The sequence below is a fragment of the Agromyces mediolanus genome (assembly GCF_044917495.1).
GTDB classification, from domain to species: domain Bacteria; phylum Actinomycetota; class Actinomycetes; order Actinomycetales; family Microbacteriaceae; genus Agromyces; species Agromyces mediolanus_B.
Genome location: NZ_JAVSSI010000005.1, coordinates 132,699 through 145,804, shown reverse-complemented (window position 1 = coordinate 145,804; position 13,106 = coordinate 132,699). Strand labels below are relative to the sequence as shown.

The window sequence follows — 13,106 nt, the reverse complement described above, 5'->3', positions numbered from 1 at the left end:
TCAGTCCGCCGCTCCAGGCCGATCGGGTCGGCGATTCAGCCCGGTCGGCGATTCCGGCCGGTCGGCGTTTCAGCCCGGTCAGCGGTTCCAGAGCCCGGTCCACGGCACCCCGAGCTCGCGCACGAGCTCGCGGAGCGTCGACAGGGAGAGGCCCACGACCGTCGAGGGGTCGCCCTCGACCGAGCGGATGAACGGGCCGCCCAGACTGTCGACGGTGAACGCCCCCGCCACCGCGAGCGGCTCGCCCGTCGCGATGTAGGCGTCGATCTCCGCCTCGTCGAGCTGCGCGAAGCGCACCGTCGCGACATCCGCCCGCCCGACCGCCCGGTTGACCCGGCCTCCGCGGTGGTCGATGAGCCAGTGCCCCGACCAGAGCGCGCCGCTGCCGCCGTTCTGCGCCAGCCAGCGTTCCTTCGCGACCTCCGGGGTGTGCGGCTTGCCGTGGATGCGGCCGTCCACGAGGAACGCCGAGTCGCCGCCGAAGATGAGGCCGTCGATCGGCTCGCCGCCCGGCGTCGTGCCGAGGAGCGCCTCCGCCTTCGCCTGGGCGAGGAGCTGCACCATCCGCTCCACCGGCAGCGGGCCGTGCTGGCCCTCGTACGCCTCGACGACGGCGCGCTCGTCGACGCCCGGCGCGACCGCGATCGGTTCGACGCCCGCGGCGCGGAGCGTCTGCAGCCGAGCGGGGGAGGTGGAGGCGAGATAGAGGCGCATGCGTCCATCTTGCCGCGCGGCGGCCGCCCAGCGCCGCTGTGGGATGCTCGATGCATGCTCGGAACCCTGCTCGACCTCCAGGTCGACCGCATCGCCCACGGCGGTGTCGCGGTCGCCCGCCACGACGGCCGCGTCGTCTTCGTCGCCGACGCCATCCCCGGCGAGCGGGTGCGGGCGCGGGTGACGGATGCCTCGAAGGACCGGTTCTGGCGCGCCGACACGGTGGAGGTGCTCGACGCCTCGCCGGACCGCCGCGAGCACGTCTGGGCGGAGGCCTCCGTCGACCGCGACCCGGCCGAGCGCGCGGGCGGCGCCGAGTTCGGGCACATCCGCATCGAGCGCCAGCGGGCGCTGAAGGGCGAGGTCCTCGCCGACGCGCTCGCGCGCATGGGCGGCGTCGAGCTCGCGCCCGAGGTCCAGGCCGTCGCGGACGCGCTCGCGCCCGGCGTCGACGCGTCGAACGGCACCGGCTGGCGCACGCGGGTGCGCCTGCACGTCGACGAGGCCGGGCGGATCGGCCCCTATGCTGCGCGGAGCCGCCGGGTCGTACCCGTCGCCTCCCTGCCGCTCGCCGCCCCGGAGCTCGCCGCGCTCGCCCCCCTCGACGGCCGGCTGCCCGACGTCGGCGCGATCGACCTCGTGCTCCCGAGCGCCGGCGAGCCGCAGCTCGTCACCGTCGACCGCTCGGCGATCGCCGAGCCCCGCTCCGAGCGCCGCGGGCAGCGCGGCCGACGCGGCGCCCGCCGTCCGGAGCCGCAGCACGACACCACCGTCGTCGAGGAGCTCGTCGCGGGGCGCCGGTTCCGCGTCGACCGCAGCGGCTTCTGGCAGGTGCACCGCGGGGCCGCCGCCACGCTCCACGACGCCGTGCAGCGCGCGATCGACGCCGAGCGGTTCGACCCGCGCGCGGCGAATCTCGACCTCTACGGCGGCGTCGGGCTCCTCGCCGCCGCCGTCGGCGACCGCTTCGGCCCCACGACGCGCATCACGACCGTCGAGTCGGAACCGCGCGCCACCGTGCACGCGGGGGAGAACCTCGCCGAGTGGGTCGGCGCGCAGGCCGTGACCTCCCGTGTCGACCGCTACCTCGGCGAGCTCGCCGCCACGGCCGGCGCGACCGAGCGCACCGCGCTCGCGGGCGGCACGGTCGTGCTCGACCCGCCGCGCGCCGGGGCGGGGCGCGACGTCGTCGACCGACTCGCCGCGCTCGGGCCCGCGCAGATCGTCTACGTCGCCTGCGACCCGGTGGCACTCGCCCGCGACATCGCGCTCTTCCGGGGGCACGGCTACGAGCCGGAGCAGATCGAGGCGTTCGATCTCTTCCCGAACACGCACCACCTCGAAGCAGTCGCGCGTCTCGCCCGCTAGGGTGGCACCTGAGGAAACGGGGGGTGCTGTGAGCGACGAGCGCGACAGCGACGCACGCCAGGCCACGGTCGCGATCGTCGACGATCACGAGGCCGTCCGGCTCGGCCTGCGCGCCGCCTGCCAGGACGCCGGCTACGACGTGATCGCCGATACGGCCGACGTCCCGCAGCTCCTCGCCGCGCTCGGCGGCGGTCGCTGCGACGTCGTCGTCCTCGACCTCTCCCTCGGCGACGGCTCGAGCGTCACCGACAACGTGCGCCAGGTGCTCGCCACCGGCAGCCACGTGCTCGTGCACTCGATCGCCGACCGGGTGGCGGCCGTGCGGGAAGCGCTCGCGGCCGGCGCCGCCGGCGTCATCCCGAAGGCCTCGCCCATGGCGGCCGTGATCGGGGCGATCTCCACGGTGGCCCGCGGCGACGTGCTGAACAACGTCGAGTGGGCGAGCGCCATCGAGGCCGACCGCGACTTCGCCCGCGCCCAGCTCGGCCGCCGGGAGCGCGACGTGCTGCACCTCTACGCCTCCGGCCTGCCGCTGAAGCTCGTGGCCGCCCAGCTCGGCATCGCGCATTCGACCGCGCGCGAGTACCTCGACCGCATCCGCGCCAAGTACGTCGAGGTCGGCCGTCCGGCGCCGACGAAGGTCGACCTGCTGCGGCGCGCCGTGGAAGACGGCATCCTCCCCGGCCTCGATGGCGAAGCGGGCGATGCCGTCCGCTGAGTGGCGCGTCGCCCGGCCCACCGCACGGCGGAGGATGTCGGTCAGCCGGAGCCAGGTCGAGACGATCTCCGCTCGCGCCGTCGGGATCGCCGGACTCGTCTTCGCCGCGCAGACGGTGCCCTCCGCGCTCGCCGAGGCCGCGGTGCTCCGCCCGGGCGCGGGCGCCGCGCTCATGGCGGTGGTGTACGGGGCGATCGTCGCGCTCGCCGCGGCGACGCTCTCGAAGGTCGCGATCCGCGCCGCGTGCCTGTCCTTCGCGATCCTGTACCTGCTCGCGCTCCTGTCCTGGCCGACCCTCGTCGAGAACTTCGACGCGATGGCCGGGCAGGTGCCCTGGCTCTACTTCCTCTGCACGGTCGCCACGACGGCCGCCGTCGTCGCCCTGCCGAGCTGGTGGGCGGCCGCCTACACGGTCGTCGTGCCGATCGTCTACGGCATCGTGCGCGTCTCGCCCTCCGGCGGCTCCGCCGAACCGCTCCTCGCCGTGCTCGACGCGACCTACGCGCTCATCCTCGGCATCGTGGTGCTCGTCATCATCACGATGCTCCGCCAGGCCGCGATCGGCGTCGACCAGGCCCAGGAGGCCGCGCTCCAGCGCTACGACCTCGCCGCCCGGCTGCACGCGAACGAGCTCGAACGCGTGAAGGTCGACGCCCTCGTCCACGACAGCGTGCTCACGACCCTCCTCTCGGCGGCCGCCGCCACCCGCCCCGAGCAGCAGGCACTCGCCGCGCGGATGGCGAAGGACGCGATCGCCCGGCTCGACGACGCCGGGGCGGCCGGCCCGCGCTCGCTCGACCGCGTCTCGCTCGGGGTGCTGGTGCGACGCCTCCGCACGGCCATCGGCACGTTCAACGCGAGCTTCGCGGTGCGCGTCGTGAACGCGGGCGGGGTGGAACTTCCCGTCGAAGCGGTCGAGGCGCTCTACTCGGCGGCCGTGCAGGCGATGGTGAACAGCCTGCAGCACGCCGACGAGCCCGGCCGCGTCACCCGGCGCGAGCTGCGGGTGCGCGGGGTCCGGGCGAACGGCTGCGTCATCGAGGTGTCCGACAACGGCGTCGGCTTCGACCCGATCACGGTGCCGCACGAGCGGCTCGGCGTGCGCGTCTCGATCGAGGAGCGGATGGCGAACTCCGGCGGGCTGGCGAAGATCGAGTCGCTCGCCGGCCACGGCACCACGATCATCCTCGCCTGGCCGACCGGCGCGATCGGGGGCGACTCGTGATCTCCGTCCCCAGGTGGCTGCTCCTCGTCCTCGCGGCGCTCTTCTCGACCTATCACGTCATCCTCGGCATCTACTCGCTCGCGGTGCCGGCGAGCCCGTGGCCGGCGCTCGTCGCGCTCGGTTGCTACGCCGTCGCGACCGTGCTGAGCCTCTGGCCGTCGTCGCGGGCGCGCATGCCCGACTGGCTCGCGGCGTTCGACCTCGCGGTGAGCATCGCGCTGCCGCTCCTCGCCACGAGCCAGCTCGACGCGTCGGGCGACAACGGCTACGCCACGTGGTACGTCGCCGCCGTCGGCACGCTCATGACGATCGCCGCGGCGCGGCGCCAGCTCGTCGTGGCCTGGCTCGGCGTGATCGCCCTCGCCGTGCAGACCATGGTGTGGGCGGGGCCGCTCGCGCTCGGCTCGCTCGGCGTCATCGGCAGCGTGGTCTGGGTGGCGATCGCGCACGCCCTGACCTCGGCGCTCGCGAACTCGGCGCGGGAGACGCGCCGCTACGCCCAGGCGGAGCGGGAGGCCGCCGCCTGGCAGGCGGCGCAGGACGCGTACCTCTTCGAGGGGCGGATGCGTCTCGCGCACACGAATCGTGTCGCCGCACCGATGCTCCGGCGCATCATCGACCGGGACGGCGTGCTGAGCGAGTCCCAGCGCGACGAGTGCCGCAGGCTCGAGGCCGCGATCCGCGATGAGATCCGCGGGCGGATGCTCCTCACCGACGCCGTGCGCGTGGAGGTGCAGCGCGCCCGCGAGCGTGGGATGACGGTGACCCTGCTCGACGAGGGCGGCATCGACGACCTCGACGAGGTCGCCCGCGACCGGGTGCTGTCCCAGCTCGCCGAGGCGATCGCGGGCTCGAACGCCGACCGGATCATCGCGCGCACCGCCGCCGAGGGATCCGCCGCGGCCGTGACGGTCGTGGGGCTCCGCACCTCCGCCGTGGCTGGCGACGACGGCGACGACGCCGAGGTCGAGCTGTGGCTCGAGATCCCGCGCGTCCCCGAGGGCGAGGCGGGCGCCGCGCCCGTCGCGTCCGTCGAGGCCGGGGAGCCCGCGGAGGACTGAGCCCGCCGGGCGCGGTGCGGTCCCCGTTCCTGGGTCGGCATCCGGTCCGGCATCCGCTCGCGCATCGGCATCCGCTCGCGCACCAGCATCCGGTCCGGCATCCGCTCGCGCGCCGGCATCCGCTCGCGCACCGGCAGCCGCACCGAGCGATCACGCCACTTCGTGCGCCCAGCGCCATCTGTACTGGCGCAACGCGTCGGAAGTGGCGCTGCCGCGACGCGAGGCCGAGCGGACCGGCCAGTGTGGCGACGGCGGGACCGCGGGACCGCAGGAGAAACTGCCGGGGAAATGAGGAGGGGGCCGGTCGATGACCGGCCCCCTCACAGCCCGAGCCACGGCGACAACCCGAATATCGCCCTGGCTCGCCCCCAACAATCACCGGTTACCCGACCGGTGATGATGGCGACTCCTCTGGAGCCTGCACATCAATAGTGCAACAGTGGCGGGGTCCGCAATAGTCAGCATTTGTGAGGACACCGGGTCCTCATCGCGTCCCCCTAGCGGAGCGAGCGCTGCCAGCGGCCCTGACCGGTCTCGACCGGCCGGCGGAGTGCCGAGCCCGAGCGCACCCACTCGTCCCGGCCGGCGGGCGCGACGGATGCCTCGGGAGCGTGCTCCTCGAGCACCGCGGTGACGACGGCGATGACGGCCGCCGTCTCCGCCGGGGTCGGCGGACGGCGGTCGACGAAACGGAGGTCGACGGCGGGACGGGCGTCCTGATCGGTCACAGCGGCTCCTTACAGCGGGATGTTGCCGTGCTTCTTCGGCGGCAGGCTCGCGCGCTTGGTGCGCAGCGTGCGGAGCGCCTTCGCGACGGCGACGCGGGTGGCCGCAGGCTCGATCACACCGTCGAGCTCGCCGCGCTCGGCGGCGAGGAACGGGGAGGCCACGTTGTAGGTGTACTCGTTCGCGAGCTGCGTGCGCACGGCGGCGACGTCCTCGCCGGCCTCCTCGGCGCGCTTGATCTCCGCGCGGTAGAGGATGTTGACGGCGCCCTGCCCGCCCATCACGGCGATCTCCGCGGTCGGCCAGGCGAGGTTGATGTCGGCGCCGAGCTGCTTCGAGCCCATGACGATGTACGCGCCGCCGTACGCCTTGCGGGTGATGACGGTGACGAGCGGCACCGTCGCCTCGGCGTAGGCGTAGAGGAGCTTCGCGCCGCGGCGGATGACGCCGGTCCACTCCTGGTCGGTGCCCGGGAGGTAGCCCGGCACGTCGACCAGGGTCAGGATCGGGATGGAGAAGGCGTCGCAGAAGCGCACGAAGCGGCTCGCCTTCTCGCCCGCGGCGATGTTCAGCGTGCCCGCCATCTGGCTCGGCTGGTTCGCGATGATGCCGACGGTGCGCCCCTCGATGCGGGCGAAGCCGATCACGATGTTCGGCGCGTAGAGCGGCTGGACCTCGAGGAAGTCGGCGTGGTCGACGAGCCCCTCGATGACCGTGCGCATGTCGTAGGGCTGGTTCGGCGAGTCGGGGATGACCGTGTTCAGCCGGCGGTCGTCGTCGGTGATCTCGAGCTCGAGCTCCGACTCGTAGACGACCGGGTCGGCCATGTTGTTGTCGGGCAGGAACGAGACGAGGGTGCGCGCGTAGTCGAGGGCGTCGTCCTCGTCGCTCGCGAGGTAGTGCGCGACGCCCGAGACCGTGTTGTGGGTGAGCGCGCCGCCGAGCTCCTCGAAGCCGACCTCCTCGCCCGTGACGGTCTTGATGACGTCGGGGCCGGTGACGAACATGTGGCTCGACTTGTCGACCATGATCACGAAGTCGGTGAGCGCGGGGGAGTAGACCGCCCCGCCCGCCGCCGGGCCCATGATGATCGAGATCTGCGGGATCACGCCGGAGGCGGCGGTGTTGCGCCGGAAGATCTCGCCGTACTTGCCGAGGGCGACGACGCCCTCCTGGATGCGGGCGCCGCCGGAGTCGAGGATGCCGATGATGGGCACGCCGGTCTTCAGCGCGAGCTCCATGACCTTGATGATCTTCTCGCCGGCGACCTCGCCGAGCGAGCCGCCGAAGATCGTGAAGTCCTGGGAGTACACGGCGACCTGGCGGCCGTGGATGGTGCCGGTGCCGGTGACGACGGCATCGCCGTAGGGCCGCTTCGACTCCATGCCGAAGGCGTGGGTGCGGTGCCGCACGAACTCGTCGAGCTCGACGAAGGAGCCCGGGTCGAGCAGGCCCTCGATGCGCTCGCGCGCGGTCATCTTGCCCTTGGCGTGCTGCTTCTCGATGGCGGCCTGGCCGGACGCGGTCACCGCCTCGTGGTAGCGCGCCTTGAGGTCGGCGAGCTTGCCCGCGGTGGTGGAGAGGTCGGGGCCGTCGTTCGTCGCTTCGGTCACCGGATCACTCTACCGGCGAGGACTCGGGCCGGATCGTTGACGGATTCCTACAAATCTCGGCCCGTCCTTTCCCGCCTCTCGCCACCGGGCCGTCCGCGGCGCGCGGCTCGGTAGGGTGAGGGCCATGGATTGGGAGCGCTCGCGGGCCGCCGTGCCGCGATTCGAATTCCTCGAGCGGGCCGGGTCGACGAACGACGAGCTGCGCATCGCCGCGACCGGGCCGGATGCCGAGGGCTGGCCGCACGGTGCGGTGATCGTCACCGACGAGCAGACCGCCGGTCGGGGGCGGCTCGGCCGCAGCTGGCTGGCCCCGAGCGGGAAGACGCTCGCCATCTCCCTGCTCCTGCGACCCGGGCTCCTGCGACCCGGGCTCCTGAATCCGGACGACCCGGGTGCTGCCGGGCTCCCGCTCGACGCGTACGGCTGGATCCCGCTCATCGCGGGTGCCGCGATGACGGAGGCGGTGCGGCGCGAGCTCGATGCCGCCCGGACCGCCGCGGCCGCGAGCGAGGACGGTGCCGACGACGCGGCCGACGGCCCCGGGCTCCTCGACGTGGAGCTGAAGTGGCCGAACGACGTGCTCGTGTCGGGGTACAAGGTCTGCGGCATCCTCTCGGAGCTCCTGCCGCCCGCGCTGGGGGAGGACGCCCCGGCGGGGGTCGTCGTCGGAGCGGGGCTCAACCTCACCCTCGACGAGCACGATCTGCCGACGCTGACGTCGACGTCGCTCCTGCTCGCCGGGGGCCGTCGCCCCGACGCCGACGGGGTGCTCGCCGACTACCTCAGCGGATTCCTCGCACTCTTCGACGCGTATCGCGCCGCGGGCGGCGACGCGGTCGCCTCCGGTGTCGCCGCCCGCGTCGCCGAGCTGTGCGGCACCATCGGCGAGGAGGTCCGGGTCGAGCTCCCGGGCGGCCGGATGCTCCTCGGCACGGCGGAGGGCCTCGACGGCGACGGGCGGCTCCTGGTGCTCGGCCGCGAGTCGGACGAATCGCAGGCCGTCGCCGCGGGCGATGTGACGCACCTGCGGTATGAATGAGGCTATGAGGCCACCCGAGTCCGAGCTGCGCCAGCCGCCGCCCGAGCGCGTCGTCGCGCGCCTGCGACGGCACGGCCGCCGGCTCGTCCTCCCGGCGATCGTGCTCATCGCGCTCGCCGGCGGGGCGGCGTACGGGAGCGGCATCCTGCTCGAGGACTGGCAGCGCTGGGCGCTCCTCGGCGGCTCCGTGCTCCTCGTGCTCCTCGTCTGCCTGCTGCCGTTCCTCTCCTGGCTCGCCGGCCGGGTGACGATCACCGACCGCCGGGTCATCGCGACGAGCGGGGTGTTCGTCCGGGTCCGCCGCGAGCTGCCGCTCCGCCGCGGCTACGACGTCACGGTGCGGCGCACGCCGGGCCAGCGCATGGCCGGTTCCGGCGACGTCCGCATCGAGGTCGGGCGCGAACGCCCATTCGTCCTGAAGGACCTCCCCGCCCCGATGCAGGTGCAGCAGGCGCTGCACGAGCTGATCGCGGCGGCGCCGTCGGTCGCCCCGCTCCAGCCCGCGCAGACGGATGCCGACACCGTCGCGTGGGGGCGGCGCTGACCCGCCCGTTCCCGCGGCGTCCCGTCCGTCCCCGGTGGTGCTCCGCACCCGTCGGGCACGCGTAAAGTAGACGGGCGGTTCCCGCGCGCCCCCGGCGCGGGACGCAGAGGAAAGGTGCCTGTTGGCCGACGAATGCATCCACGGTTTCGACGACGGCCTCTGCGCCATCTGCTTCCCGCCGAAGGCTCCCGAGCCGGCCGCGCAGCCTGAACCGGCGTCCCGCGCGCACCGCGTCCCGGGCCGGCGTCCGTCGGCCGTGCCGCCGCCCGCGCCCGCCCGCACGGCCCGCGCGAAGGCGAGCGAGCGCTCGCTGAGCGCGCCGCCGGTCGACGCCGGGGCGCTCCGCATCTACCACGTCACCCACCTCGACAACCTGGCCCGCATCCTCGGCGCCGGAGCGCTCGTCCCCGACGCGGCCGGCGCGTCGCCCGTGGTCGATCTCGCGGCTCCGGCGGTGCGGGAGTTCCGGCGCGGACGCACGGTCGAGGGCACGGATGCCGTCATCGCCGACTACGTGCCGTTCCTGCTGACCCCTGACGCCCTCGTCTGGAACGCGGTGCGCGAGGGCACGCCCGATCCGCGCCTCACCGCCGAGGCCGTCGAGCGCCCCGCCGCCGACCACGTCATGCTCGTCAGCTCCGTCGCCGCGGCCCGCGGCGCCGCGACCGCGGTCGGTGCCGTCGCCGTGAGCGACGTGGATGCCGCGCTGCCCGGGGCCGAGCTCGCCGTCTCCTGGCCCGCGGTCGAGCGGACCCTCCGGGTCCTCGCCCACGAGCAGGAGGTCGGGCGCCTGCTCACGGCCGAGTTCCTCGTGCGCGGCGAGGTCCCGCTCGAGCGGATCGCCCTCATCGCCGTCGGCAACGAGCGGGTGCGCGACCGCGTGCGCGCGGCGCTCTCCGCCGTCGGCGCGAAGACGCGGATCGCCGTCTACCCGCCCTGGTTCCTGCCCGCGGAGGACTGAGCCGGCTCCTCGAAGAGCGTGCGCTGCGCCTCCTCCGCGCGGGCGAGCTGCGAGAGCCCGTCCGCGCGGTGGTGGCCGTACACCCAGTAGCGGTACAGCACGAAGCGGAAGAGGGTGCCGAGGCCGAGCCCGATCACGTTCGAGGCGATGTTGTCGGCGACGAGGCTCGTGAGGCCGAGCACGTGGTGGCTGATCCAGAGGCAGGCGAGCGCGATCGCCATGCCGCCGAGCGAGACGATGACGTACTCCGCGAACTCGCGGAGGTAGTTCTTCCGCCGATGGCTGCGGAAGGTCCAGTAGCGGTTGCCGAGCCAGTTGAAGACGATCGCGACGCTCGTCGAGATCGTCTTCGCGCCGAGCGCGGACTGCGCCCAGCCGTCGGCGCCGAACACGCCGAGCCGCAGCGCATTGAAGAGGGCCACGTCGATCGCGAGGCCGATGAGCCCGACCACGCCGAACTTCACCGCGTACGCGACGACGCCCCGCCACAGTCGGCCGCCGAGCTCGCGTGCCCTCGACAGGGCCGCGGCTCCCGCCGGGAGGTCGCGCGTCGTCACCCGGCACATCATAGCCACAGGCGCCGCCCGTAGACTGGGTGGCAGGGTTCCGGCCATCGGCCGGACGGCGCCGGCTCCGGTCGGCGTGCGCGAACGCTGAGGAAAGAGGTCGATCGGGTGCGGGTCGGAGTGATCGGTGGCGGACAGCTCGCGAGGATGATGATTCCCGCCGCGGTGGAGCTCGGCGTCGAGATCCGCGTGCTCGCGGAAGCCGAGGGCATGGCGGCCGAACTCGCGGCGACCGCGGTCGGCGACTACCGGGATGCCTCGGCGGTCCTCGCCTTCGCCCGCGAGGTCGACGTCGTGACCTTCGACCACGAGCACGTGCCGCAGGACGTGCTGCACGCGCTCGTCGACGCCGGCGTCCGCGTGCACCCCGGGCCCGACGCGCTCCGGTTCGCCCAGGACAAGCTGCTCATGCGCGAGCGCCTCTCCGAACTCGGACTCCCCGTGCCCGACTGGGCCCGGGTCGAGACCGCCGAGGAACTCGACCGCTTCCTCGACGCCCACGGCGGGGCCGCCGTCGTGAAGACGCCGCGCGGCGGCTACGACGGCAAGGGCGTGCGCGTCGTGCACGGCTCGGCCGAGGTGGCCGAGTGGTTCGCCGCGCTCGCCGAGGACGGACGTCCCGGCGCGCTCCTCGTGGAGGAGCTCGTCGACTTCCGCCGGGAGCTCGCTCAGCTCGTCGCCCGTCGTCCCTCCGGCGAGCTCGCCGCGTGGCCCGTGGTCGAGACGGTCCAGGTCGGCGGCGTGTGCAGCGAGGTCATCGCCCCGGCGCCGCGCTCGGCCGGCCGCATCGCCGATGTCGCGGCCGACGTCGCCATCGCGATCGCCGAGGGCCTCGGTGTGACCGGCGTCCTGGCCGTCGAGCTCTTCGAGACCCGCGATGATCGCGTGCTCGTGAACGAGCTCGCCATGCGTCCGCACAACAGCGGCCACTGGTCGATGGACGGCGCCACCACTGGGCAGTTCGAGCAGCACCTCCGCGCGGTGCTCGACCTGCCGCTCGGCGGGACGGGCACGCACGACGACTGGTCGGTCATGGTGAACATCCTCGGGGGACCTGCGGAGGGTTCGCTCGCCGACCGCTACCCGGAGGCGCTCGCGGGCCACCCCACGGTCAAGGTGCACAACTACGGCAAGGCGCCCCGTCCCGGGCGAAAGATCGGGCACGTCACCGCGGTCGGCGCGGACCTCGACGACGTGGTGTACGAAGCACGCGCGGCGGCGGCGGTGTTCCAGGACTGATGTCCGGCGCGATGACCGCATCGCTGGATTCGACGGCGCTGTCGTCGACCCGTTCCACCGTGCCCGCGAACCGGGACGGCGGGGGAGCCGCCCAGGGCCGCGGCCGCCTGCTCGCCCTCGACGGCCTGCGCGGGATCGCCGCGCTCGTCGTGCTGTTCCACCATGCGCTGCTCCTGAACCCGTCGATCTCCTCGCTGTACGTCGACGGCGGCACCGCGCCCGAGCCGGGCACCGCGCTCTGGTGGCTCACGTACAGCCCGCTGAAGCTCACGAACGCGGGGCACGAGGCGGTCATGGTGTTCTTCGTGCTGAGCGGCTTCGTGCTCGCCCTGCCGGTGCTCCGCGGCGGCTTCGACTGGGTCTCCTACTTCCCCCGACGGGTGGTGCGGCTGGGCCTGCCGGTGGCCGGCGCCGTCGCGTTCGCCGCGTTCCTCATCGCCGTGGTGCCGCGCCCCTCGGTCGAACGGTTCTCCCCGTGGGTGGAGGAGCGGACGGCGAAGAGCGTCGATTGGCACGGGGTGCTCGACGCGCTGAACCTCTTCAACGGTTCGTACAAGCTCGACAACCCGCTCTGGTCCATCCAGTGGGAGATGATCTTCTCCGTCACCCTGCCGGTCTTCGTGGTGCTCGCCCTCGCCCTCCGACGCTGGTGGCCGATCGGGCTCGTCGCCGCGCTGGCCGGCGTGTGGGTGGGCGCGGAGACGGAGACCGCTGCGCTCGAGTACCTGCCGGTCTTCCTCATCGGTGTGCTGCTCGCGGCGAAGCTCGACGTGCTCCAGCGCGCCGCGGAGCGCATCGCCCGCGCACGCTGGGCGGCGCTCGCCTGGACCGGGCTGTTCGCCCTCGCACTCGTGCTGCTCGTCCTCCGCTGGGAGCTCGGCGCCTTCGGCTCCATCGCCCCGTTCGCCGCGGCGCTGAAGTTGGTGACCGTGGTGGGCGCGGCGCTCCTCGTGTTCTGCTGCCTCGGCTGCCGCGGTGCCGCGCGCCCGCTCGGCACGCGCCCGGTGCAGTTCCTCGCGCGCATCTCGTTCAGCCTCTACCTCGTGCACGTCCCGATCATCGTGGCGCTCCGCTTCGCCCTGCCCGAGCTGCCGGCGCACTGGATCATGGTGCTCGGCGTCCTGCTGTCGCTCCTCGTCGGCGCGCTCTTCCACCGCTTCGTCGAGGCGCCGGCGCATCGGGCCTCCGGCTGGGTGGGCCGGCGGTCCTCGGCGCTCGTCGCGGGTCTCGCGGAGCGCCGCGCCTGACCGCGCCCGTCGCCGGCCCGTCGATCGCTCCCGGTTGACGCGCGGCGGCGTTGCGGTCATCTCCCAGCACTCGCCCCTACACTCA

Annotated in this window: 13 protein-coding genes; 9 read left to right on the top strand and 4 right to left on the bottom strand. The window is 73.8% G+C overall.

From position 1 onward, the window contains the following. Positions 1 to 78: 78 nt before the first annotated feature. Positions 79 to 714 (bottom strand): Maf family protein, encoded by a 636-nt coding sequence (locus ROT00_RS09450; protein WP_404774301.1) that lies wholly within the window; start codon positions 712 to 714, stop codon positions 79 to 81. 54 nt (positions 715 to 768) lie between these two features. On the opposite strand from ROT00_RS09450, the gene ROT00_RS09445 reads away from it, so the two are divergent. From ROT00_RS09445 to ROT00_RS09430, 4 genes are read left to right on the top strand one after another with little or no spacing between them, the layout of a single operon-like run. Then, positions 769 to 2,082, top strand: a complete 1,314-nt coding sequence (locus ROT00_RS09445; protein WP_404774299.1) for a class I SAM-dependent RNA methyltransferase — start codon at positions 769 to 771, stop codon at positions 2,080 to 2,082. Positions 2,083 to 2,110: 28 nt separating this feature from the next. After that, the gene (locus ROT00_RS09440; RefSeq protein WP_404774297.1) at positions 2,111 to 2,800 is read left to right on the top strand and encodes a response regulator transcription factor; all 690 of its coding nucleotides are present in this window, start codon (positions 2,111 to 2,113) and stop codon (positions 2,798 to 2,800) included. Positions 2,801 to 2,834: 34 nt separating this feature from the next. After that, complete coding sequence (locus ROT00_RS09435; protein ID WP_404774295.1) at positions 2,835 to 4,025, top strand: sensor histidine kinase; 1,191 nt, start codon at positions 2,835 to 2,837, stop codon at positions 4,023 to 4,025. Next, positions 4,022 to 5,086 (top strand): hypothetical protein, encoded by a 1,065-nt coding sequence (locus ROT00_RS09430; protein WP_404774293.1) that lies wholly within the window; start codon positions 4,022 to 4,024, stop codon positions 5,084 to 5,086. Before ROT00_RS09435 ends, ROT00_RS09430 begins: the two co-directional genes overlap by 4 nt. A gap of 497 nt (positions 5,087 to 5,583) precedes the next feature. Here ROT00_RS09430 and ROT00_RS09425 read toward each other — a convergent pair whose 3' ends face one another. Together ROT00_RS09425 and ROT00_RS09420 are read right to left on the bottom strand one after the other, a co-directional pair. Further along, positions 5,584 to 5,814 carry an acyl-CoA carboxylase epsilon subunit gene (locus ROT00_RS09425; protein ID WP_404774292.1) on the bottom strand — a complete coding sequence of 77 codons (231 nt, stop codon included), beginning with the start codon at positions 5,812 to 5,814 and terminating at the stop codon, positions 5,584 to 5,586. 9 nt (positions 5,815 to 5,823) lie between these two features. Then, a complete protein-coding gene (locus tag ROT00_RS09420; protein ID WP_404774290.1) occupies positions 5,824 to 7,425 on the bottom strand; it encodes an acyl-CoA carboxylase subunit beta in 1,602 nt (533 codons plus the stop codon). Between the two features lie 124 nt (positions 7,426 to 7,549). Between ROT00_RS09420 and ROT00_RS09415 the strand changes: the two genes are divergently transcribed. The 3 genes from ROT00_RS09415 (at position 7,550) to ROT00_RS09405 (ending at position 9,969) form a co-directional block, all read left to right on the top strand. Next, positions 7,550 to 8,464 (top strand): biotin--[acetyl-CoA-carboxylase] ligase, encoded by a 915-nt coding sequence (locus ROT00_RS09415; protein ID WP_404774288.1) that lies wholly within the window; start codon positions 7,550 to 7,552, stop codon positions 8,462 to 8,464. Between the two features lie 4 nt (positions 8,465 to 8,468). Beyond that, on the top strand, positions 8,469 to 9,008 hold the full coding sequence (locus tag ROT00_RS09410; RefSeq protein WP_404774286.1) for a PH domain-containing protein: 540 nt from the start codon (positions 8,469 to 8,471) through the stop codon (positions 9,006 to 9,008). 121 nt (positions 9,009 to 9,129) lie between these two features. Then, complete coding sequence (locus ROT00_RS09405; RefSeq protein WP_404774284.1) at positions 9,130 to 9,969, top strand: DarT ssDNA thymidine ADP-ribosyltransferase family protein; 840 nt, start codon at positions 9,130 to 9,132, stop codon at positions 9,967 to 9,969. Here the strand turns inward: ROT00_RS09405 and ROT00_RS09400 are convergent. Next, complete coding sequence (locus ROT00_RS09400) at positions 9,936 to 10,526, bottom strand: GtrA family protein (protein WP_404774283.1); 591 nt, start codon at positions 10,524 to 10,526, stop codon at positions 9,936 to 9,938. The genes ROT00_RS09405 and ROT00_RS09400 overlap by 34 nt on opposite strands. Before the next feature lie 96 nt (positions 10,527 to 10,622). Here ROT00_RS09400 and ROT00_RS09395 point away from each other — a divergent pair, with 96 nt between their 5' ends. Together ROT00_RS09395 and ROT00_RS09390 are read left to right on the top strand one after the other, a co-directional pair. Next, positions 10,623 to 11,774: a 5-(carboxyamino)imidazole ribonucleotide synthase gene (locus tag ROT00_RS09395; protein WP_404774521.1), complete on the top strand. Its 1,152-nt coding sequence runs from the start codon at positions 10,623 to 10,625 to the stop codon at positions 11,772 to 11,774. A gap of 11 nt (positions 11,775 to 11,785) precedes the next feature. After that, positions 11,786 to 13,021 carry an acyltransferase family protein gene (locus tag ROT00_RS09390; protein ID WP_404774281.1) on the top strand — a complete coding sequence of 412 codons (1,236 nt, stop codon included), beginning with the start codon at positions 11,786 to 11,788 and terminating at the stop codon, positions 13,019 to 13,021. Positions 13,022 to 13,106 lie beyond the last annotated feature (85 nt).

What these genes read in the sequence shown, in the direction of transcription:
- ROT00_RS09450 (WP_404774301.1), bottom strand. Translation starts at nt 714, where the DNA reads ATGCGCCTCTATCTCGCCTCCACCTCCCCCGCTCGGCTGCAGACGCTC.
- ROT00_RS09415 (WP_404774288.1), top strand. Translation starts at nt 7,550, where the DNA reads ATGGATTGGGAGCGCTCGCGGGCCGCCGTGCCGCGATTCGAATTCCTC.
- ROT00_RS09410 (WP_404774286.1), top strand. Translation starts at nt 8,469, where the DNA reads ATGAGGCCACCCGAGTCCGAGCTGCGCCAGCCGCCGCCCGAGCGCGTC.
- ROT00_RS09390 (WP_404774281.1), top strand. Translation starts at nt 11,786, where the DNA reads ATGACCGCATCGCTGGATTCGACGGCGCTGTCGTCGACCCGTTCCACC.
- ROT00_RS09435 (WP_404774295.1), top strand. Translation starts at nt 2,835, where the DNA reads ATGTCGGTCAGCCGGAGCCAGGTCGAGACGATCTCCGCTCGCGCCGTC.
- ROT00_RS09445 (WP_404774299.1), top strand. Translation starts at nt 769, where the DNA reads ATGCTCGGAACCCTGCTCGACCTCCAGGTCGACCGCATCGCCCACGGC.